Origin of the sequence: Mammaliicoccus fleurettii, from assembly GCF_003970575.1 — a bacterium.
In the GTDB taxonomy this organism is placed as follows: domain Bacteria; phylum Bacillota; class Bacilli; order Staphylococcales; family Staphylococcaceae; genus Mammaliicoccus; species Mammaliicoccus fleurettii.
In genome coordinates this window covers 43,564-57,681 of the sequence record NZ_RXWZ01000080.1, presented here as the reverse complement: position 1 = coordinate 57,681, position 14,118 = coordinate 43,564, and the positions used below count along the sequence as shown (strand labels likewise).

The following is a 14,118-nucleotide window of genomic DNA, read 5'->3' as shown; positions in this document are numbered from 1 at the left end:
GTTAAGCCAATCACTCTTTGAAGTACTATAAGTACTCAATTATTGGAATTAACGTTGACATATTGTCATTCAGTTTTCAATGTTCATTTTAACCGCTACAAGAAACAATTATACCAGTTATTAAATATCAATGCAAGTATTATTTTTAAAAAATAATATTTTGTTTTTTTCAAATCAACCAATCTTATCAAGATGTCTTTTTCGAATCAATCAACTTGCATAATTTATATTACATTGTTATTTAGTTAATTTCAAGCGTTAAATTTACACTTCATTAACCTTTTTAACAATGTATTAATTTTGTTTCGTCTGTCTGTTTTGACGACTTTTATATAATATCAAGATATATTGAACACGTCAACGGTTTATATAAACAAAATTGTGTATTATTTCGCTTTATAAGGTACTATATATTTTAATAGAAATTATGCTATACTTTATCAGTATTAATTAGTATGGAGGGAATAGAATTGAAGCTATTTCGAAAGAAACCTACTAGTAAAATTAACAGAATAAGATCTTTTGCATTAGGATTAATCTTTTTAGGTATGATTGTAATGTATGTAGGTGTATTCTTCTTTTACTATTTCAAAAGCCAAATTGTATTTAGTATTTTCTTAGTACTAGGAATGCTGGCTCTTGGTTTATCATTTGTCGTTTATTTCTGGATTGGTATGCTTAGTTCGCGAACAATACAGGTTCAATGTCCAAACTGTGATCATTATACAAAAATGTTAGGTCGTGCAGATATTTGTGCAAACTGTAATCAACCACTTACTTTGGATAAGAACTTGGAAGGTAAAGCATTTAATCAAGATTATAATAACAAACGTAAATCTAAGAAGTTAGAGGAACAAGAAATAGAAGATACTAATGAAGAAAAGAAAAAAAGCTAAAGGTTAAATACCTTTAGCTTTTTCTTTATTTATTCTTACTTTGACATTCTGGACAAACACCATATATTTCCATTCTGTGGTGAGTAACTGAAAAACTAGTAACATGTTGAGCTAATTGCTCAACTTCATCTAACCTCGGATAATGAAAATCAGATATCTTACCACATTGATCACAAATGATATGATAATGATTATGTGTTTCAAAATCAAAGCGACTTGATGCATCACCATATGTTAATTCTTTAACAAGCCCAGTCTCTTTAAAAACCTTTAAGTTATTATAAACTGTAGCAACACTCATATTTGGAAATTGTGGTGAAAGTGACTGATAAATTTCATCAGCAGTAGGATGACTATCTGTTTCTATTAAATATTGAAGAATCGCTTGACGCTGTGGCGTAATTCTAACACCTGTACTTCTTAAAGTACCTATAGCATCGTCTAACATGTGTTCAACATTCTCAACATTTTGTTGCATCCTTACACCCACCTTCTAATTTATAATGATTATTATTTATAATATATCCCTTTTAGTAGCATTTTGTCAAACAATTAATCAGTATCCAGCTTTTGATTTAACTTCATTAAATAAACCTTCTACATCTTCATTATTTATTAGATTTAAATTTTTAACTAATATATCCGTGCTTCTTTTTATATTATTTTTATCATTTCCTGTTATGTGAGCAGTTATAAACACATTATCCAAATCATATAGTTGAGATGTAGGTGATAAAGGTTCTTCTTCAAACACATCTAGTGAGGCATATCTTATTTCTTTGTTTTCTAATGCTTCTATTAAAACCGCTTCTGATACAACAGAGCCTCTACCTACATTAATAAAATGCGTACTATCTTTCATTTGTTTAAAGTCTTCTGTTTTCAACAAATGTATAGTATCTTCTGTTTCAGGTAATACATTCACTACGAAATCTGCTTTTTTATAAACTTGACGTCTTTCTTCTATAGAATATACTTCATCAAAACCTGGTGCTTCATGTCCTGTTGTATTTATACCAATTACTTTCATATTAAATGCTTTTGCAACTTCTGCAGTTCTTTGTGGTATTTTACCTGTTCCAATAAATAATATCGTTTTATCATTTATTGATTCAGGATTAAGTTTATGATTAAACTCTTTTCTCTTTTGAGATTCATAAGATTGTTTAAGCACTTTAATATCATTCAGTATATATGCAAATATGAATTCTGCTATTTGTATAGCATGTACACCTCTTGCATTAGTTAATTTTATGTTTCTTTCTCGTATATATTCTAGAGGTAATTGATTTACACCTGTAGCAAACCAAGCGATCAATTTAATGTTTTTGCACTTATCTAAAAATGTTTCATTTACTTCGGTATGATAACTTACTAATACATCTGCTTTTTCTAACACTTTTTCATCAGCAACATCAGGATGCTTATAAAATGTAAACTCTATATTAGGAAATGTTTCTTTCAGTCTTTCTTCTTGATCTCTTAGTCTCATTAAAGTAACGACTTTCATCATTATCATCCCTTTATTATGTTTTTCAATTCTTCTATTTGTGTTTTGACTTTTACTTTCTCAATCGTATGTATCACTATTCCTTCTTCATCTAAAACAAATGTTGTTCTAACAATCCCCATTGATTCTTTTCCAAACGATTTTTTTAATTGATAAACGCCTACTTGTTCAGATAACTTGTAATCTTCATCAACTAACAAATCAAAATTCAAGCTATGCTTTTCTGAGAAATTAGAATGTTTCTTCTCACTATCACCACTAATTCCATAAACTTTAGTGTTCAAATCATTAAAGCTCTCTAAATTATCTCTGAAATCACAAGCCTCTGTAGTACAAGTTGGTGTGTTATCTCTAGGATAAAAATAAATAATAGTTTTACTTCCTTTTAAATCCTCGCTATTAACAATTTCACCATTTTGATTTTTTAATTCGAATTTTGGAAATTTCTCACCTATTTGTATCATTATATACACTCCTTATAAACGATAGTTCTATCATTTTATGATACGATATAAATGAAAATAATTAAATTAAAAGAGGTTGATATCATGAATTTTACAAAAAGTGAATATTTACAAACACTTTCAGACGAATATATTTTAGGCGGTGTTAATTCACCATCTCGTTCTTACAAAGCTGTTGGAGGCGGCGCACCTGTTGTTATGAAAAAAGGTAAAGGTGCATATTTCTACGATGTAGACGATAATAAATACATTGACTATTTACAAGCATATGGTCCAATCATAGCTGGACATGCACATCCACATATTACTGAAGCGATTAAAAATGCTGCTGAAGATGGTGTTTTATTCGGTACGCCTACAGAATATGAAATTACGTTTGCTAAAAAATTACGTAATGCAATTCCATCATTAGAAAAAATAAGATTTGTAAATTCTGGTACCGAAGCAGTCATGACTACTATAAGAGTAGCGCGTGCATTTACAAATCGCGATAAAATCATTAAATTTGCTGGCTGTTATCACGGACATTCAGATCTCGTACTGGTAGCTGCTGGTAGTGGTCCTTCACAACTAGGTACTCCAGATTCAGCTGGTGTTCCTAAAAGTGTTGCACAAGAAGTTATAACTGTACCTTTTAATGACATTGATGCATTTAAAGAAGCTATGGATCATTGGGGAGATCAAGTTGCTGGTGTATTAGTTGAACCAATTGTAGGTAATTTTGGTATGGTTGAACCTAAAGAAGGCTTTTTAGAAGCTGTAAATGACATTACTCACGAACATGGTGGATTAGTTATTTATGATGAAGTTATCACGGCATTCCGATTCCATTATGGTGCTGCTCAAGATTTATTAGGTGTTTATCCAGACTTAACAGCTTTTGGTAAAGTCATCGGTGGTGGATTACCAATTGGTGCTTATGGCGGAAGACAAGAAATAATGGAACATGTCGCTCCACTAGGTCCTGCATATCAAGCAGGTACAATGGCTGGAAACCCATTATCTATGAGAGCTGGTATCGCATTGTTAGAAATCTTAGAACAACCGGGTGTATATGAAAAATTAGACCAATTAGGTCAACAGCTTGAAGAAGGATTGCTAGAATTAATTCAAAAGCATAACGTTCAAGCTACAGTTAATCGAGTTAAAGGTGCACTAACGCTTTACTTTACAGATGAAAAAATAGAAAACTATGTACAAGCTGAAAATACTGACGGTGAAAAATTCGCCAAATTCTTTAAAGCAATGTTAAACCAAGGTATTAATTTGGCTCCTTCTAAATATGAAGCATGGTTTTTAACTACTGAACACACTGAATCAGACATAAAACAGACATTAATTGCTGTTGATCATGCATTTTCTCAACTATAAACTTGAAAAGTTATTAAAAACGATGTATAAACAATATATACTAGGCTTGTGATATTTGTTACAACTCTGTTTTAATAACTAAAAGGAATGGTTCTATGAAATTTGGGGCAAGAATTTTTAAAACTGGTATCGCGATTGTCCTAGCAATATTTCTAGCAAATTTACTGCCAGGGCCAACAATGATAACTTCAATAGCTGGTGTAGCTGCAATGGTTGCAATGCAGCCAAGCGTCTATCGCTCATTTAAAACGATAGTAGAGCAATTTCAAGGTAATGTTATTGGTGCAATAACTGCTGTTACAATATTTTCTATATTCGGTAACCATGTTGTATTTATTGGTTTAACAGCAATTATCATTATTTCAATATTATACAAGTTTAACCTACAACACGTTTCAAACTTAGCAGTTGTTACAGCCCTAATTATACTTGGGCATCATGAAGGAGATTTCTATATATCAGCATTTTACCGATTTGTATTAGTAATGATTGGTGTACTTAGTGCATTTATAGTTAACTTCACATTTCTACCACCTAAATTTGAAACGAAAATGTATTATAATTCATTGAACATATCAACAGATATATTCAAATGGTTTAGATTAGTCTTGAATGGAACAACTGAATTTCATTATGTAAAACAAGACTTAGAGAATATTAGAACTCGAATAGTAAAGCTTGAACAATTCTATCTTTATTATAAAGAAGAAAGAGCCTACACTAAAAAGCAATCTTTTGCTCAAATGCGTAAAAAGATCCTTTTCAAAGAAATAATTGCAGCAACACGAAGAGCATATGAAGTTTTAAGAAAAATGAATCGCTATGAAAATGATATCCATAATTTAAATGATGATATAAAAGTCCAAATAAAATTTGAACTTGATGAACTGATGGCACAACATGAGCAGATATTGGTTAGAATATCCCAAAATGCTAAACATGAAGTTGACCAAGTTCCTGATTATTTAGTTGAACCTTATAAAGAAGATTTAATCAAAATCTTTATAAAAGATATTACAGATAATCCAAATCAAGAAGACTATTATATTGAGAATGTTATGCAAGTCCTATCAGCAATGCTAGATTATAAAGCTACTATATTACATTTAGAAAAACTATCATCTAGTTACTTTAAATATCACCCTGATGATAGTGAAATAAAAATTGAAGATGAAGATTTCGACCTATAAAAACAACCCGCCAAATCAATGGTGGGTTGTTTTTAGTTTATAGATGAACACTTCTTTCGAGTTCTATTTATACTAAGTCTTGTTTATATAGATATTTCTTGTACTGTATGATATTCATCAAATCTCCATTATAACTTCTATATAATAAATGTTTTTCATTGAGTTGGGTTGGACTTTTGACTCCTACTGCAGCTGCTAAATTAAACAGCCCTTCATGTAAACTAACAATATAATTTGAAACTCTATATTCTTTTTCTGAAACGACTAATGCTGTTTCTTTTTTAGGGTCTGTTGTAGCTACGCCAACTGGACAATTATTAGTATGACATTGTTGTGCCATTATACATCCTACATTAATCATTAAACTTCTTGCTACATTTACTAGGTCAGCACCTAAACCTAATGCTATCGCTATTTGGTCAGGCGTGATTAATTTTCCTGAAGCAAATATTTTTACTTTATCTCTTATCTTTTGTTTTTTTAATTCTACATCTAATATTGGCAATGCAGTAAAGAGTGGTAATCCTACAGTATCAACCAATTCTTGATAAGTTGCTCCAGTTCCACCTTCTCCACCATCTACCGTTATAAAATCTGGAATAATGTTTGTAGAAACCATTTCGTGAATCAGTACTTTTAAATCATTTATATTACCTACAACAATTTTAATTCCAACAGGTTTATTAGATAATGTTCTTAATTTATCTACAAATTCTAATAACTCTTTGTTGTTATGCAAAAATTCAAACCTATTAGGTGAGTTCACTGTCTCAAACGGCGTTACGTTTCTAATTTCCGCAATTTCTTCTGTAACTTTTGCTCCTTCAATATGTCCCCCTCTTGTTTTAGCACCTTGGGCTAATTTTAATTCAAATGCTTTAACTTGATCAATATTGGCTTTTTCAATAAATTCTTCTTCATCAAAGTTACCTTCTTTATCTCTAACACCAAATAGACCTGGTCCAATTTGAAAGATGATATCGCAATCTCCTGCTAAATGATGTTTGCTTAAACCACCTTCTCCAGTATTCATCCAAGAACCACTTCTTCCTAGACCTTTTGATAGTGCTGTTATTGCATTTTTACCTAATGCACCATAACTCATACCGGACTGTCCTACTAACCTTTTAACTTTAAAGGGATATTTCAAGTTCTCCCCAATTATTATTTCATTATTATGTGTTAATTTATAAGGTTCTACTTCTTGTTGTATTTGTTTTTCTTTTCGCTCAAAAAGACCTTCATTCGAAATATTATAAACATATGTAGTCATTAACTCTTCTTGGTTAATTTCTAATTCGTCATAATCTACAGGAAACATAGCATTTTGCAAATAAAACCCAGGTTCTTCAAATTTTCTTAATGAACCAAAACTTTCGATTCTGCTTTTATATTTTCCGGGCATAACGATATTTAAATATTGTTTTCTAGAAAATGGTTTGCCGTCGTTATCATTTAATATAAGATATTGACGTAATTCAGGTCCTATCATTTCTAAAAAGTATCTAACTCTTCCTAATAAAGGATAATTTCTTAATACACTGTGATTTTTTTGCCTTTTATCTATAATGTAAATCGTTATGCATGTAATCAATCCACCTATAATGATTACAAAAAATAAAACATTCACAATCAGTTGCAATATGCTTAAAAATGTCATAAAAAATCCCCCTTATTCTATCTCTATTAAATTAATAATAGCATAGAGTAAGAAGGATTGTAATTTTACCCGAAGGATTGAATATTGTATAAGTTATAATAACTACCTTTAGCTTGCATTAATTCTTTATGTGATCCAACTTCATCAATTTGACCATTTTGAATCACTACAATTTTGTCAGCGTGGGTAATAGTTGATAATCTATGTGCAACAATTAGTGTTGTTCTTTCTGAACTCAATATTTCTAAAGCATCTTGAATGATTTTTTCACTCTCTAAATCTAGCGCACTTGTAGCTTCATCAAGTACTAGAACTGGAGGATTATTAAGGAAGATTCTAGCGATTGAAACACGTTGTTTTTGTCCACCTGATAGTTTTACGCCTCGTTCACCAACTTCGGTATCGTAACCATTAGGTAAAGATACAATAAAATCATGTGCATTAGCTTTTTTACTAGCTGCGATGACTTCTTCGTCAGTAGCATCTGGTTTACCTAATAAAATATTCTCTTTTATTGAATCAGAGAAAAGAATATTATCTTGTTCAACCATACCTACTTGATTTCTAAGGCTTTCAGTCGTGAAATCTTTTACATTATGATTATCAATGCTGATACTTCCTTTAGTCACATCATAAAATCTAGGTAATAAACTGATCAAGGTGGATTTACCTCCACCACTCATACCTACAAAGGCAACTGTCTCACCTTTTTGAATATCAAGGTTAATGTCAGTAAGTACCTCGTCTTCATATTCATTGTATTTGAATGAAACATTTTCAAAAGAAATATGTCCTTCTTTAATGTTAATATTTTGTGCATCATCTTCATTTTTTACATCATACTTTTCATCAAACAAATGAAATACTCTATCCATAGAAGCGATACTTTGCGTTAAGGTTGTTGATGACGCAACTAATCTTCTTAATGGTCCATATAATTGTTCTAAGTATGCAACAAATGCAGCTAATGTACCTACTGTTAAATTACCTTGAATAACTAGTAGCCCACCTACACCTACAACGAGTAATGGTCCAATATCTGTAACAGTATTAATAACAGCGAAAGATTTAGCATTCCATTTAGTATGGTCAGTTGCTTTTGTTAAGAAGTTTTGGTTTCTTTTGTCGAATCTTTCTTCTTCATTTTTTTCTATAGCAAAACTTTTAATAACAGACATGCCAGAAACACGTTCATGTAAAAATCCTTGAAGTTCTGCTAAACTTTGAGATCTTCTTCTCGTAAGACTACGTAATCTGCCGAAGAAATAATAAATGCTAAAAATAAATAACGGGAATATTGCAATTGCTGTAAAAGTAAGTTTGACATCTAGCACAAACATAATACTTAAAGCAATTACGATAGTAACTAAGTCTAACCAGACATTCATCAAACCAGTAAGAATAAAGTCTTTTGTTTGTTCAACGTCATTGATTACACGAGATATTATTTCTCCTGCTTTATTATTAGAATAGAATCTCGAGCTGAGTGCTTGTAAATGTGTATATAATTTTTTTCGAATATCATAGAGGATTTTATTTGATGTCCATTGCGCTAAATATTGTCTGAAATATTCTATTGGTGGTCTTAAAACCACAAAGATAAATCCCATAATTAACATCGCATAGGCCAATTTTTCTGTTTTTTGACCAACTGATAATGCTCCATTATTTATAACGTCATCAATTACATATTTTATTAATAATGGAAGCAACAACGGAATTCCAAATTTTAAAATCCCAATGATAATCGTACCTACAATATGCCATTTATATGGTTTAACGAATTGTAAATACCTTTTGATCATTTCTGTTCCCCCAATCATAGTCCAAACGAAACAGCCTAGCTATTGCTAGGCTGTTTCGTTTTCATTCTCATGAATTCCTTCTATCAATTGAATGAAATCTTTCTTGCCAAACTTTAATAAAATCTGGCGCAAACGGTCCCTTTTTACGTTCAATCCATTGTTGAAGAATATCAACATTTCTTCTCAGAATAACATCAATGTCTTTAGGATAATTCATTTGCTTCATATGCTGACGATATTCATCTTCGTCTAATAAATGATACTTTCCACTTGGATAAACTTTGATGTCTAAATCATAATCGATATATTTAATAGCTTCTTCATCACAAACAAAAGGTGAAGATAAATTACAATAATAATAAACACCATCATCACGGAACATACAAATGACATTAAACCAATATTCTGCATGGAAATAAACAATCGCTGGCTCCCTTGTTACCCAAGTTCTGCCATCACTTTCCGTTACGAGTGTTCGATTATTCCCACCGATAATAACATGACTCGTACCTTTAAGAATTGTTGTTTCAGACCATACACGATGTATATTACCATCATGTTTATAACTTTGTACTTTAATTACCTGGCCTTCTTTTGGTATGGATTCTTTGACCATGTTCCACACCACCTTTTAAATATTTACCAAGTTATTATATCATATTTAAATAAATAAGCTAAAATTATGTTTATTATTAATTTACTCATTTACTTTATTAAAAATTTTAGTCATGGAAGTTGAGAATGACAAACTATCTTTATCATCTTTTTTTATCCATTTATAAGGATGCTCAAAGTTATTTTTCTGAGTATATGCTCTATATATTTTCATGTTCCATGTCATGTGTGTAAATATATGTTTAGTTGTAAACATTGGTTCTTGTTGAACATCTATAACCGCTTCAAGTTCTTCCTCAATTGTATGTATGCTATCTTCAGCATCGAACATTGGAAATTCCCACATACCATTTAATAATTTTGTATCTCTTTGACGTACTAGAATTTCTCCGTCATTATTCGTTATATAGAGCACTGAATACTCAATAGTTTTTTTCTTCACTTTTTTCTTTTTAACTGGTAATTCAGATACTTGTCCTTTAGCAAATGCTAAACAATGGTTTTGTACTGGACACATTATGCATAGCGTTTTCTTAGGTGTACATATCGTAGCACCTAATTCCATCATTGCTTGATTAAAATCACCGGATTCGGTTTTTACAAATGGTTGCAACTCTTCTTCAAAATCTTTTTTCGTCTTAGGTAACGCTATATCTTGTTGATTGCAAGTTAACCTACTCCATACACGTAATACATTTCCATCAACAGCTGGTATAGGGTGATTGTAAACAATACTCATAACTGCTGCATTTGTATATGGTCCGACTCCTTTTAATTTTTTAAATTCATCTGGATTATCAGGAACAATTCCATTATATTCATTTTGGACTTCTTTAACTGCTTCATGAAAATTTCTAACCCTTGAATAATAGCCAAGTCCTTCCCAATATTTCAAAACATCTTCTTCTTTAGCATTACTCAATTCTTGAATTGTTGGGAATCTATCTATAAAAGCATTGTAATATGGTCTTACAGTATTTACTTGTGTTTGTTGTAACATAACTTCACTTAACCAAATGTAATAAGGATTATTGGTTTCTCTCCAAGGCATTTGTCTCTTATTTTCATGAAACCAGTTAAGCAAATCATCTTTGAATTCATTCTTTTCTATCATCTATGACACTACTTTCTTGTGAATTGCTTTCAGATTACCGTACTTATGATATATGATATATAATATATATCATATAGATTAAAGTAAAGTGGTGATTTTTATGGATACTGGTACACACGTTGTCATGGGTGTTGCTTTAACTGGTATTGCAACATTGGATCCTAATGTTACACCTACATTTGCCGCAGTGGCGACTGGTATAATGGTTGGTTCACAAATACCTGATATTGACACAGTTTTAAAATTTAAAAATAATGCTGTTTATGTTAAAAACCATAGAGGTATAACACACTCAATTCCTTTTACATTATTATGGCCCTTGATATTAACATTTCTAATTTTTGTTATTTTTCCAAATGTAGATGTATTGCATATTTGGTTATGGACACAGTTTTCTGTATTCTTTCATGTTTTTGTAGATATTTTTAATTCATATGGTACACAAGCACTCAGACCCATATCCAATAAGTGGATCCAATTAAGTATTATTAATACATTTGATCCTATTATTTTCGTTGCACACTTAATTGCCATTTTATTTTGGACACTTGGTGTTCATCCTGGATTAGCCTTTGGAACATTATATTTATTGTTAGCTTTTTATTATGTAGTCCGTTTCATGTTACAAAAAGCCATTAAGAATCAAGCACTAAAACAAATACAACAAGAGCATAATCCTGTAAAAATATTTGTTGCGCCTACAATTAAATTTATGGAGTGGCGTATAGCTATACAAACAGAAACACATGATTATGTAGGACGAAGTTATGGTCGAAATGTTGCTTTTAATGATGTATTTAAAAGACAATCATTTCCTAATGATCATATAATGGCATATGCAAAATATGATAAAAATTTAAGATCATTTTTAAGTTTTAGTTCTATTTATCGCTGGGAAGTTACTAGAATTGATAAAAAAACAACTGAACTTAGATTTATCGATTTAAGATATTTAAAAAATGGCCACTATCCATTTGTGGCAATATTGCATTTAGATGATGATATGAAAGTCACTACTTCTTATATTGGATGGGTATTTACCGAAGAAAAATTAATGAAAAAGCTAGAAATATAATAGACATAAAAACCCTCTCAATCCGACATTTATTGGATTGAGAGGGTTTTTGAATTTAATTAATTTACTAATATCAATATTCTATTCAAAGTATCTTGTTTTATATGCTCTATTAATATTTATCCAGAATAAGTAGATAAATGCTACTTCAAAGTAAAAGAGTATGTGATAAGGTAAGTTCGTGACTGAATCATTTCCAAGAATCATTGATTGTTGAAAACCATTAATAATATAAAATAGTGGATTCAATTTTAATACATTTACCCATACTGCATACATGTTATTAGGTACATACAAGATTGGCACTATAAACAGCAATAATATTAATAATCCGAAAACGACGAATCTAGCGGAATATAAATACTTACCAAGCAATCCAATAATAGAAGCAATTGGCACTAGTAAAATATAAGCCATAACTAAATAATAAAAGAAACCTAAATGATTGATTTCTATAATGTTAGTAGTACTTGTTGAAACAATACCTGTCAAAGTCACGACTATTAAGAACATAAGCATCGTTAATAACACTTGTGATGAGGCACCTACGTAATATGGTACTGACAACCGTTTGTACAATGCCCCTTGTTTTCTAACTGTCTTTTCAGAATTAAAGAGCGATAAAAATATCCACATATAAGCAAAAAGTCCTACTAATTTAAAATAAGAAGTTGATTGTTGCACATCTATTGCATCAGTAACGAACAGTTTAAAATAAGTAATTAATAATAGAAGTAACATAATAGCAAAAGCAGACAAATAATATTTATAATGATTTTTAACTTCAAAGAAGCAATATTTGATCATATGTGGAAAATGTTTAATATGCTGTTCAAATAATTCGTTCATAAAGTCCTCCTACAATTGAATAAATATCCATTTATTTTCTACTAAATCTGCTATCATATAACCGTCTTTTGATTTTACTACCCAAGTATCACTTGAAATATTAAATTTTTTAATTAACTTTTGCTTATCTTTAATATCAAAAGTAAATCCAGTTAATTCATTATCACTATTGAACACCATATGCACGTTTTGGCCTTCCATCTGCTCATTGAAACGATTTGATTTATCAGCATTTATCGTTTCTGAAACTTTCTTATGATCTTGATGCATAAAGCTATTATAAAAATCTATATAGTTTAAATAACTTCCATCAACATAGTCTTCTAATTCTGACCAGTCAACATCCTCATAAAGTCCTGCTGGATTAAAGTAATACAAATTGTTTATCTTAGATATATATGCTTTATTATCTACTTCAAGTCTGTAGTTTGATTGATTCTCACCAGTAACATCTAAAAAGCTATACTGTGGAATTTTTACTTTATTTCCTTTTGATGAAGGTGTTAGTAAAGTATCATGCTTTAAAGAAAGTACATATGCTGATTTATCTATGTATTTAGGTTCACTATTCGTTGTAATAACTTGCTTCGTAGCTACATCTTTATCTGTCGGTGAACTTCCAACTCCTATAAACATAAAAAATGCTGCAAATACTGCTCCAATTATAAATGTAATAGCATATAATATTGTTTTTTCAATGGATTTCGGAATTCTACCATATTGATATTTACGCATCCTTTTATAACCTTCACCACGTGCTACAGGTAATTCTTGTTTATCGATTTTCCATTTTAGATCATATAATTCTTTTTGATTTTTGTCTTGAATTTGATTATATTTCATTTGATAATCACGATAAGCACCTAATACTTCATTTACGGTACCTTCTTTTCTTACTTGACCATACGTTAACCAAATAAGATAATTACTCATTTTTTCAATTGAATGTAGATGATCATCTATTAATACAGCTGCTCTATCGTATTCTTTTTGTTCATTCAAAAATTCATTGAATTTTTTTTGAAATGATTCATCTAAATATTGAATAATATTAGTGAAAATAGCTACTGTAGGTCTCATATACTTGGCAATACTAACTAATAATTGTGCATATTCTGTTTCGTTTATTTCTTTACAAGTCTTTATCCCTTTATCTGTTAACTTAGCAAAGCTTAAAATCTGCTTCTGAATTGTTGAGATATCTTCTAATTTAACTCCTGATAAGCTCAATGTCCGAATTACCAATTCATTAAGTGTTTGATGATCATTAGCTTTATGAGTAACGTCTGCTAAAAATGTTTGTTCTTTATTTGTTACTTTTCCTAAGTTAGGTGCAACTTCTTTAATCATCAGTTTACTAATCATTTCTTTACCTGATTCATGATCACCAATAATTCCTAGAACTTCACCTCTATATAAATGAACAGTTACATTCTTTAACACAATATTTTTATCTAAATGTTTTAATTTAAATAATGATTTAAATTTATTTTGTTGTTTATTTTCATAGTAATATTTAGTTGCGTTTACAACTCTTAGTAATATTTGCTGTGTCATTCTGCACCACCA

The 14,118-nt window shown here is 30.3% G+C and carries 13 protein-coding genes; 4 read left to right on the top strand and 9 right to left on the bottom strand.

The genetic code is table 11. From position 1 onward, the window contains the following. The first annotated feature begins 455 nt into the window (after nt 1–455). Nucleotides 456–896, top strand: coding sequence for a YgzB family protein (locus CD129_RS07115; RefSeq protein ID WP_078358492.1), 441 nt, complete (start codon nt 456–458; stop codon nt 894–896). A gap of 25 nt (nt 897–921) precedes the next feature. Here the strand turns inward: CD129_RS07115 and perR are convergent, their stop codons facing one another. The 3 genes from perR to bcp all read right to left on the bottom strand — a co-directional run bounded on the left by perR (nt 922) and on the right by bcp (nt 2,870). Continuing rightward, nucleotides 922–1,374: a peroxide-responsive transcriptional repressor PerR gene (gene perR / locus CD129_RS07110; protein ID WP_078358491.1), complete on the bottom strand. Its 453-nt coding sequence runs from the start codon at nt 1,372–1,374 to the stop codon at nt 922–924. Between the two features lie 78 nt (nt 1,375–1,452). Continuing rightward, nucleotides 1,453–2,406: a phosphoglycerate dehydrogenase gene (locus CD129_RS07105; RefSeq protein ID WP_078358493.1), complete on the bottom strand. Its 954-nt coding sequence runs from the start codon at nt 2,404–2,406 to the stop codon at nt 1,453–1,455. Between the two features lie 5 nt (nt 2,407–2,411). Continuing rightward, entirely contained in the window at nt 2,412–2,870 is a 459-nt protein-coding gene (gene bcp / locus CD129_RS07100; RefSeq protein ID WP_078358490.1) for a thioredoxin-dependent thiol peroxidase, read from the bottom strand. A gap of 84 nt (nt 2,871–2,954) precedes the next feature. On the opposite strand from bcp, the gene CD129_RS07095 reads away from it, so the two are divergent. Further along, nucleotides 2,955–4,241, top strand: a complete 1,287-nt coding sequence (locus tag CD129_RS07095; protein ID WP_107509720.1) for a glutamate-1-semialdehyde 2,1-aminomutase — start codon at nt 2,955–2,957, stop codon at nt 4,239–4,241. 95 nt (nt 4,242–4,336) lie between these two features. Next, nucleotides 4,337–5,431, top strand: a complete 1,095-nt coding sequence (locus CD129_RS07090) for an FUSC family protein (RefSeq protein WP_107509721.1) — start codon at nt 4,337–4,339, stop codon at nt 5,429–5,431. Nucleotides 5,432–5,498: 67 nt separating this feature from the next. Here CD129_RS07090 and CD129_RS07085 read toward each other — a convergent pair whose 3' ends face one another. The 4 genes from CD129_RS07085 to mutY form a co-directional block, all read right to left on the bottom strand. After that, nucleotides 5,499–7,091, bottom strand: coding sequence for an FMN-binding glutamate synthase family protein (locus CD129_RS07085; RefSeq protein WP_115337284.1), 1,593 nt, complete (start codon nt 7,089–7,091; stop codon nt 5,499–5,501). A gap of 65 nt (nt 7,092–7,156) precedes the next feature. After that, entirely contained in the window at nt 7,157–8,896 is a 1,740-nt protein-coding gene (locus CD129_RS07080) for an ABC transporter ATP-binding protein (protein ID WP_078358486.1), read from the bottom strand. 67 nt (nt 8,897–8,963) lie between these two features. Continuing rightward, complete coding sequence (ntdP, locus tag CD129_RS07075) at nt 8,964–9,512, bottom strand: nucleoside tri-diphosphate phosphatase (RefSeq protein WP_078358485.1); 549 nt, start codon at nt 9,510–9,512, stop codon at nt 8,964–8,966. 81 nt (nt 9,513–9,593) lie between these two features. Continuing rightward, a complete protein-coding gene (gene mutY / locus CD129_RS07070) occupies nt 9,594–10,625 on the bottom strand; it encodes an A/G-specific adenine glycosylase (protein WP_078358484.1) in 1,032 nt (343 codons plus the stop codon). A 100-nt stretch (nt 10,626–10,725) separates the two neighbouring features. On the opposite strand from mutY, the gene CD129_RS07065 reads away from it, so the two are divergent. Then, the gene (locus tag CD129_RS07065; protein ID WP_115337283.1) at nt 10,726–11,700 is read left to right on the top strand and encodes a metal-dependent hydrolase; all 975 of its coding nucleotides are present in this window, start codon (nt 10,726–10,728) and stop codon (nt 11,698–11,700) included. 81 nt (nt 11,701–11,781) lie between these two features. On the opposite strand, the gene CD129_RS07060 is transcribed toward CD129_RS07065, so the two are convergent. Both CD129_RS07060 and CD129_RS07055 read right to left on the bottom strand, forming a co-directional pair. Further along, nucleotides 11,782–12,549, bottom strand: a complete 768-nt coding sequence (locus CD129_RS07060; RefSeq protein ID WP_078358482.1) for an ABC transporter permease — start codon at nt 12,547–12,549, stop codon at nt 11,782–11,784. Between the two features lie 9 nt (nt 12,550–12,558). Then, nucleotides 12,559–14,106 (bottom strand): ABC transporter ATP-binding protein, encoded by a 1,548-nt coding sequence (locus CD129_RS07055; protein WP_115337282.1) that lies wholly within the window; start codon nt 14,104–14,106, stop codon nt 12,559–12,561. Between the last annotated feature and the right edge of the window lie 12 nt (nt 14,107–14,118).

Bases quoted from the DNA above. Each gene is read 5' to 3' on its own strand.
- CD129_RS07090 (WP_107509721.1), top strand. From the start codon at position 4,337: ATGAAATTTGGGGCAAGAATTTTTAAAACTGGTATCGCGATTGTCCTA.
- mutY (WP_078358484.1), bottom strand. From the start codon at position 10,625: ATGATAGAAAAGAATGAATTCAAAGATGATTTGCTTAACTGGTTTCAT.
- CD129_RS07080 (WP_078358486.1), bottom strand. From the start codon at position 8,896: ATGATCAAAAGGTATTTACAATTCGTTAAACCATATAAATGGCATATT.
- CD129_RS07055 (WP_115337282.1), bottom strand. From the start codon at position 14,106: ATGACACAGCAAATATTACTAAGAGTTGTAAACGCAACTAAATATTAC.
- CD129_RS07065 (WP_115337283.1), top strand. From the start codon at position 10,726: ATGGATACTGGTACACACGTTGTCATGGGTGTTGCTTTAACTGGTATT.
- CD129_RS07115 (WP_078358492.1), top strand. From the start codon at position 456: ATGGAGGGAATAGAATTGAAGCTATTTCGAAAGAAACCTACTAGTAAA.
- CD129_RS07060 (WP_078358482.1), bottom strand. From the start codon at position 12,549: ATGAACGAATTATTTGAACAGCATATTAAACATTTTCCACATATGATC.
- bcp (WP_078358490.1), bottom strand. From the start codon at position 2,870: ATGATACAAATAGGTGAGAAATTTCCAAAATTCGAATTAAAAAATCAA.
- perR (WP_078358491.1), bottom strand. From the start codon at position 1,374: ATGCAACAAAATGTTGAGAATGTTGAACACATGTTAGACGATGCTATA.
- ntdP (WP_078358485.1), bottom strand. From the start codon at position 9,512: ATGGTCAAAGAATCCATACCAAAAGAAGGCCAGGTAATTAAAGTACAA.
- CD129_RS07105 (WP_078358493.1), bottom strand. From the start codon at position 2,406: ATGAAAGTCGTTACTTTAATGAGACTAAGAGATCAAGAAGAAAGACTG.
- CD129_RS07085 (WP_115337284.1), bottom strand. From the start codon at position 7,091: ATGACATTTTTAAGCATATTGCAACTGATTGTGAATGTTTTATTTTTT.
- CD129_RS07095 (WP_107509720.1), top strand. From the start codon at position 2,955: ATGAATTTTACAAAAAGTGAATATTTACAAACACTTTCAGACGAATAT.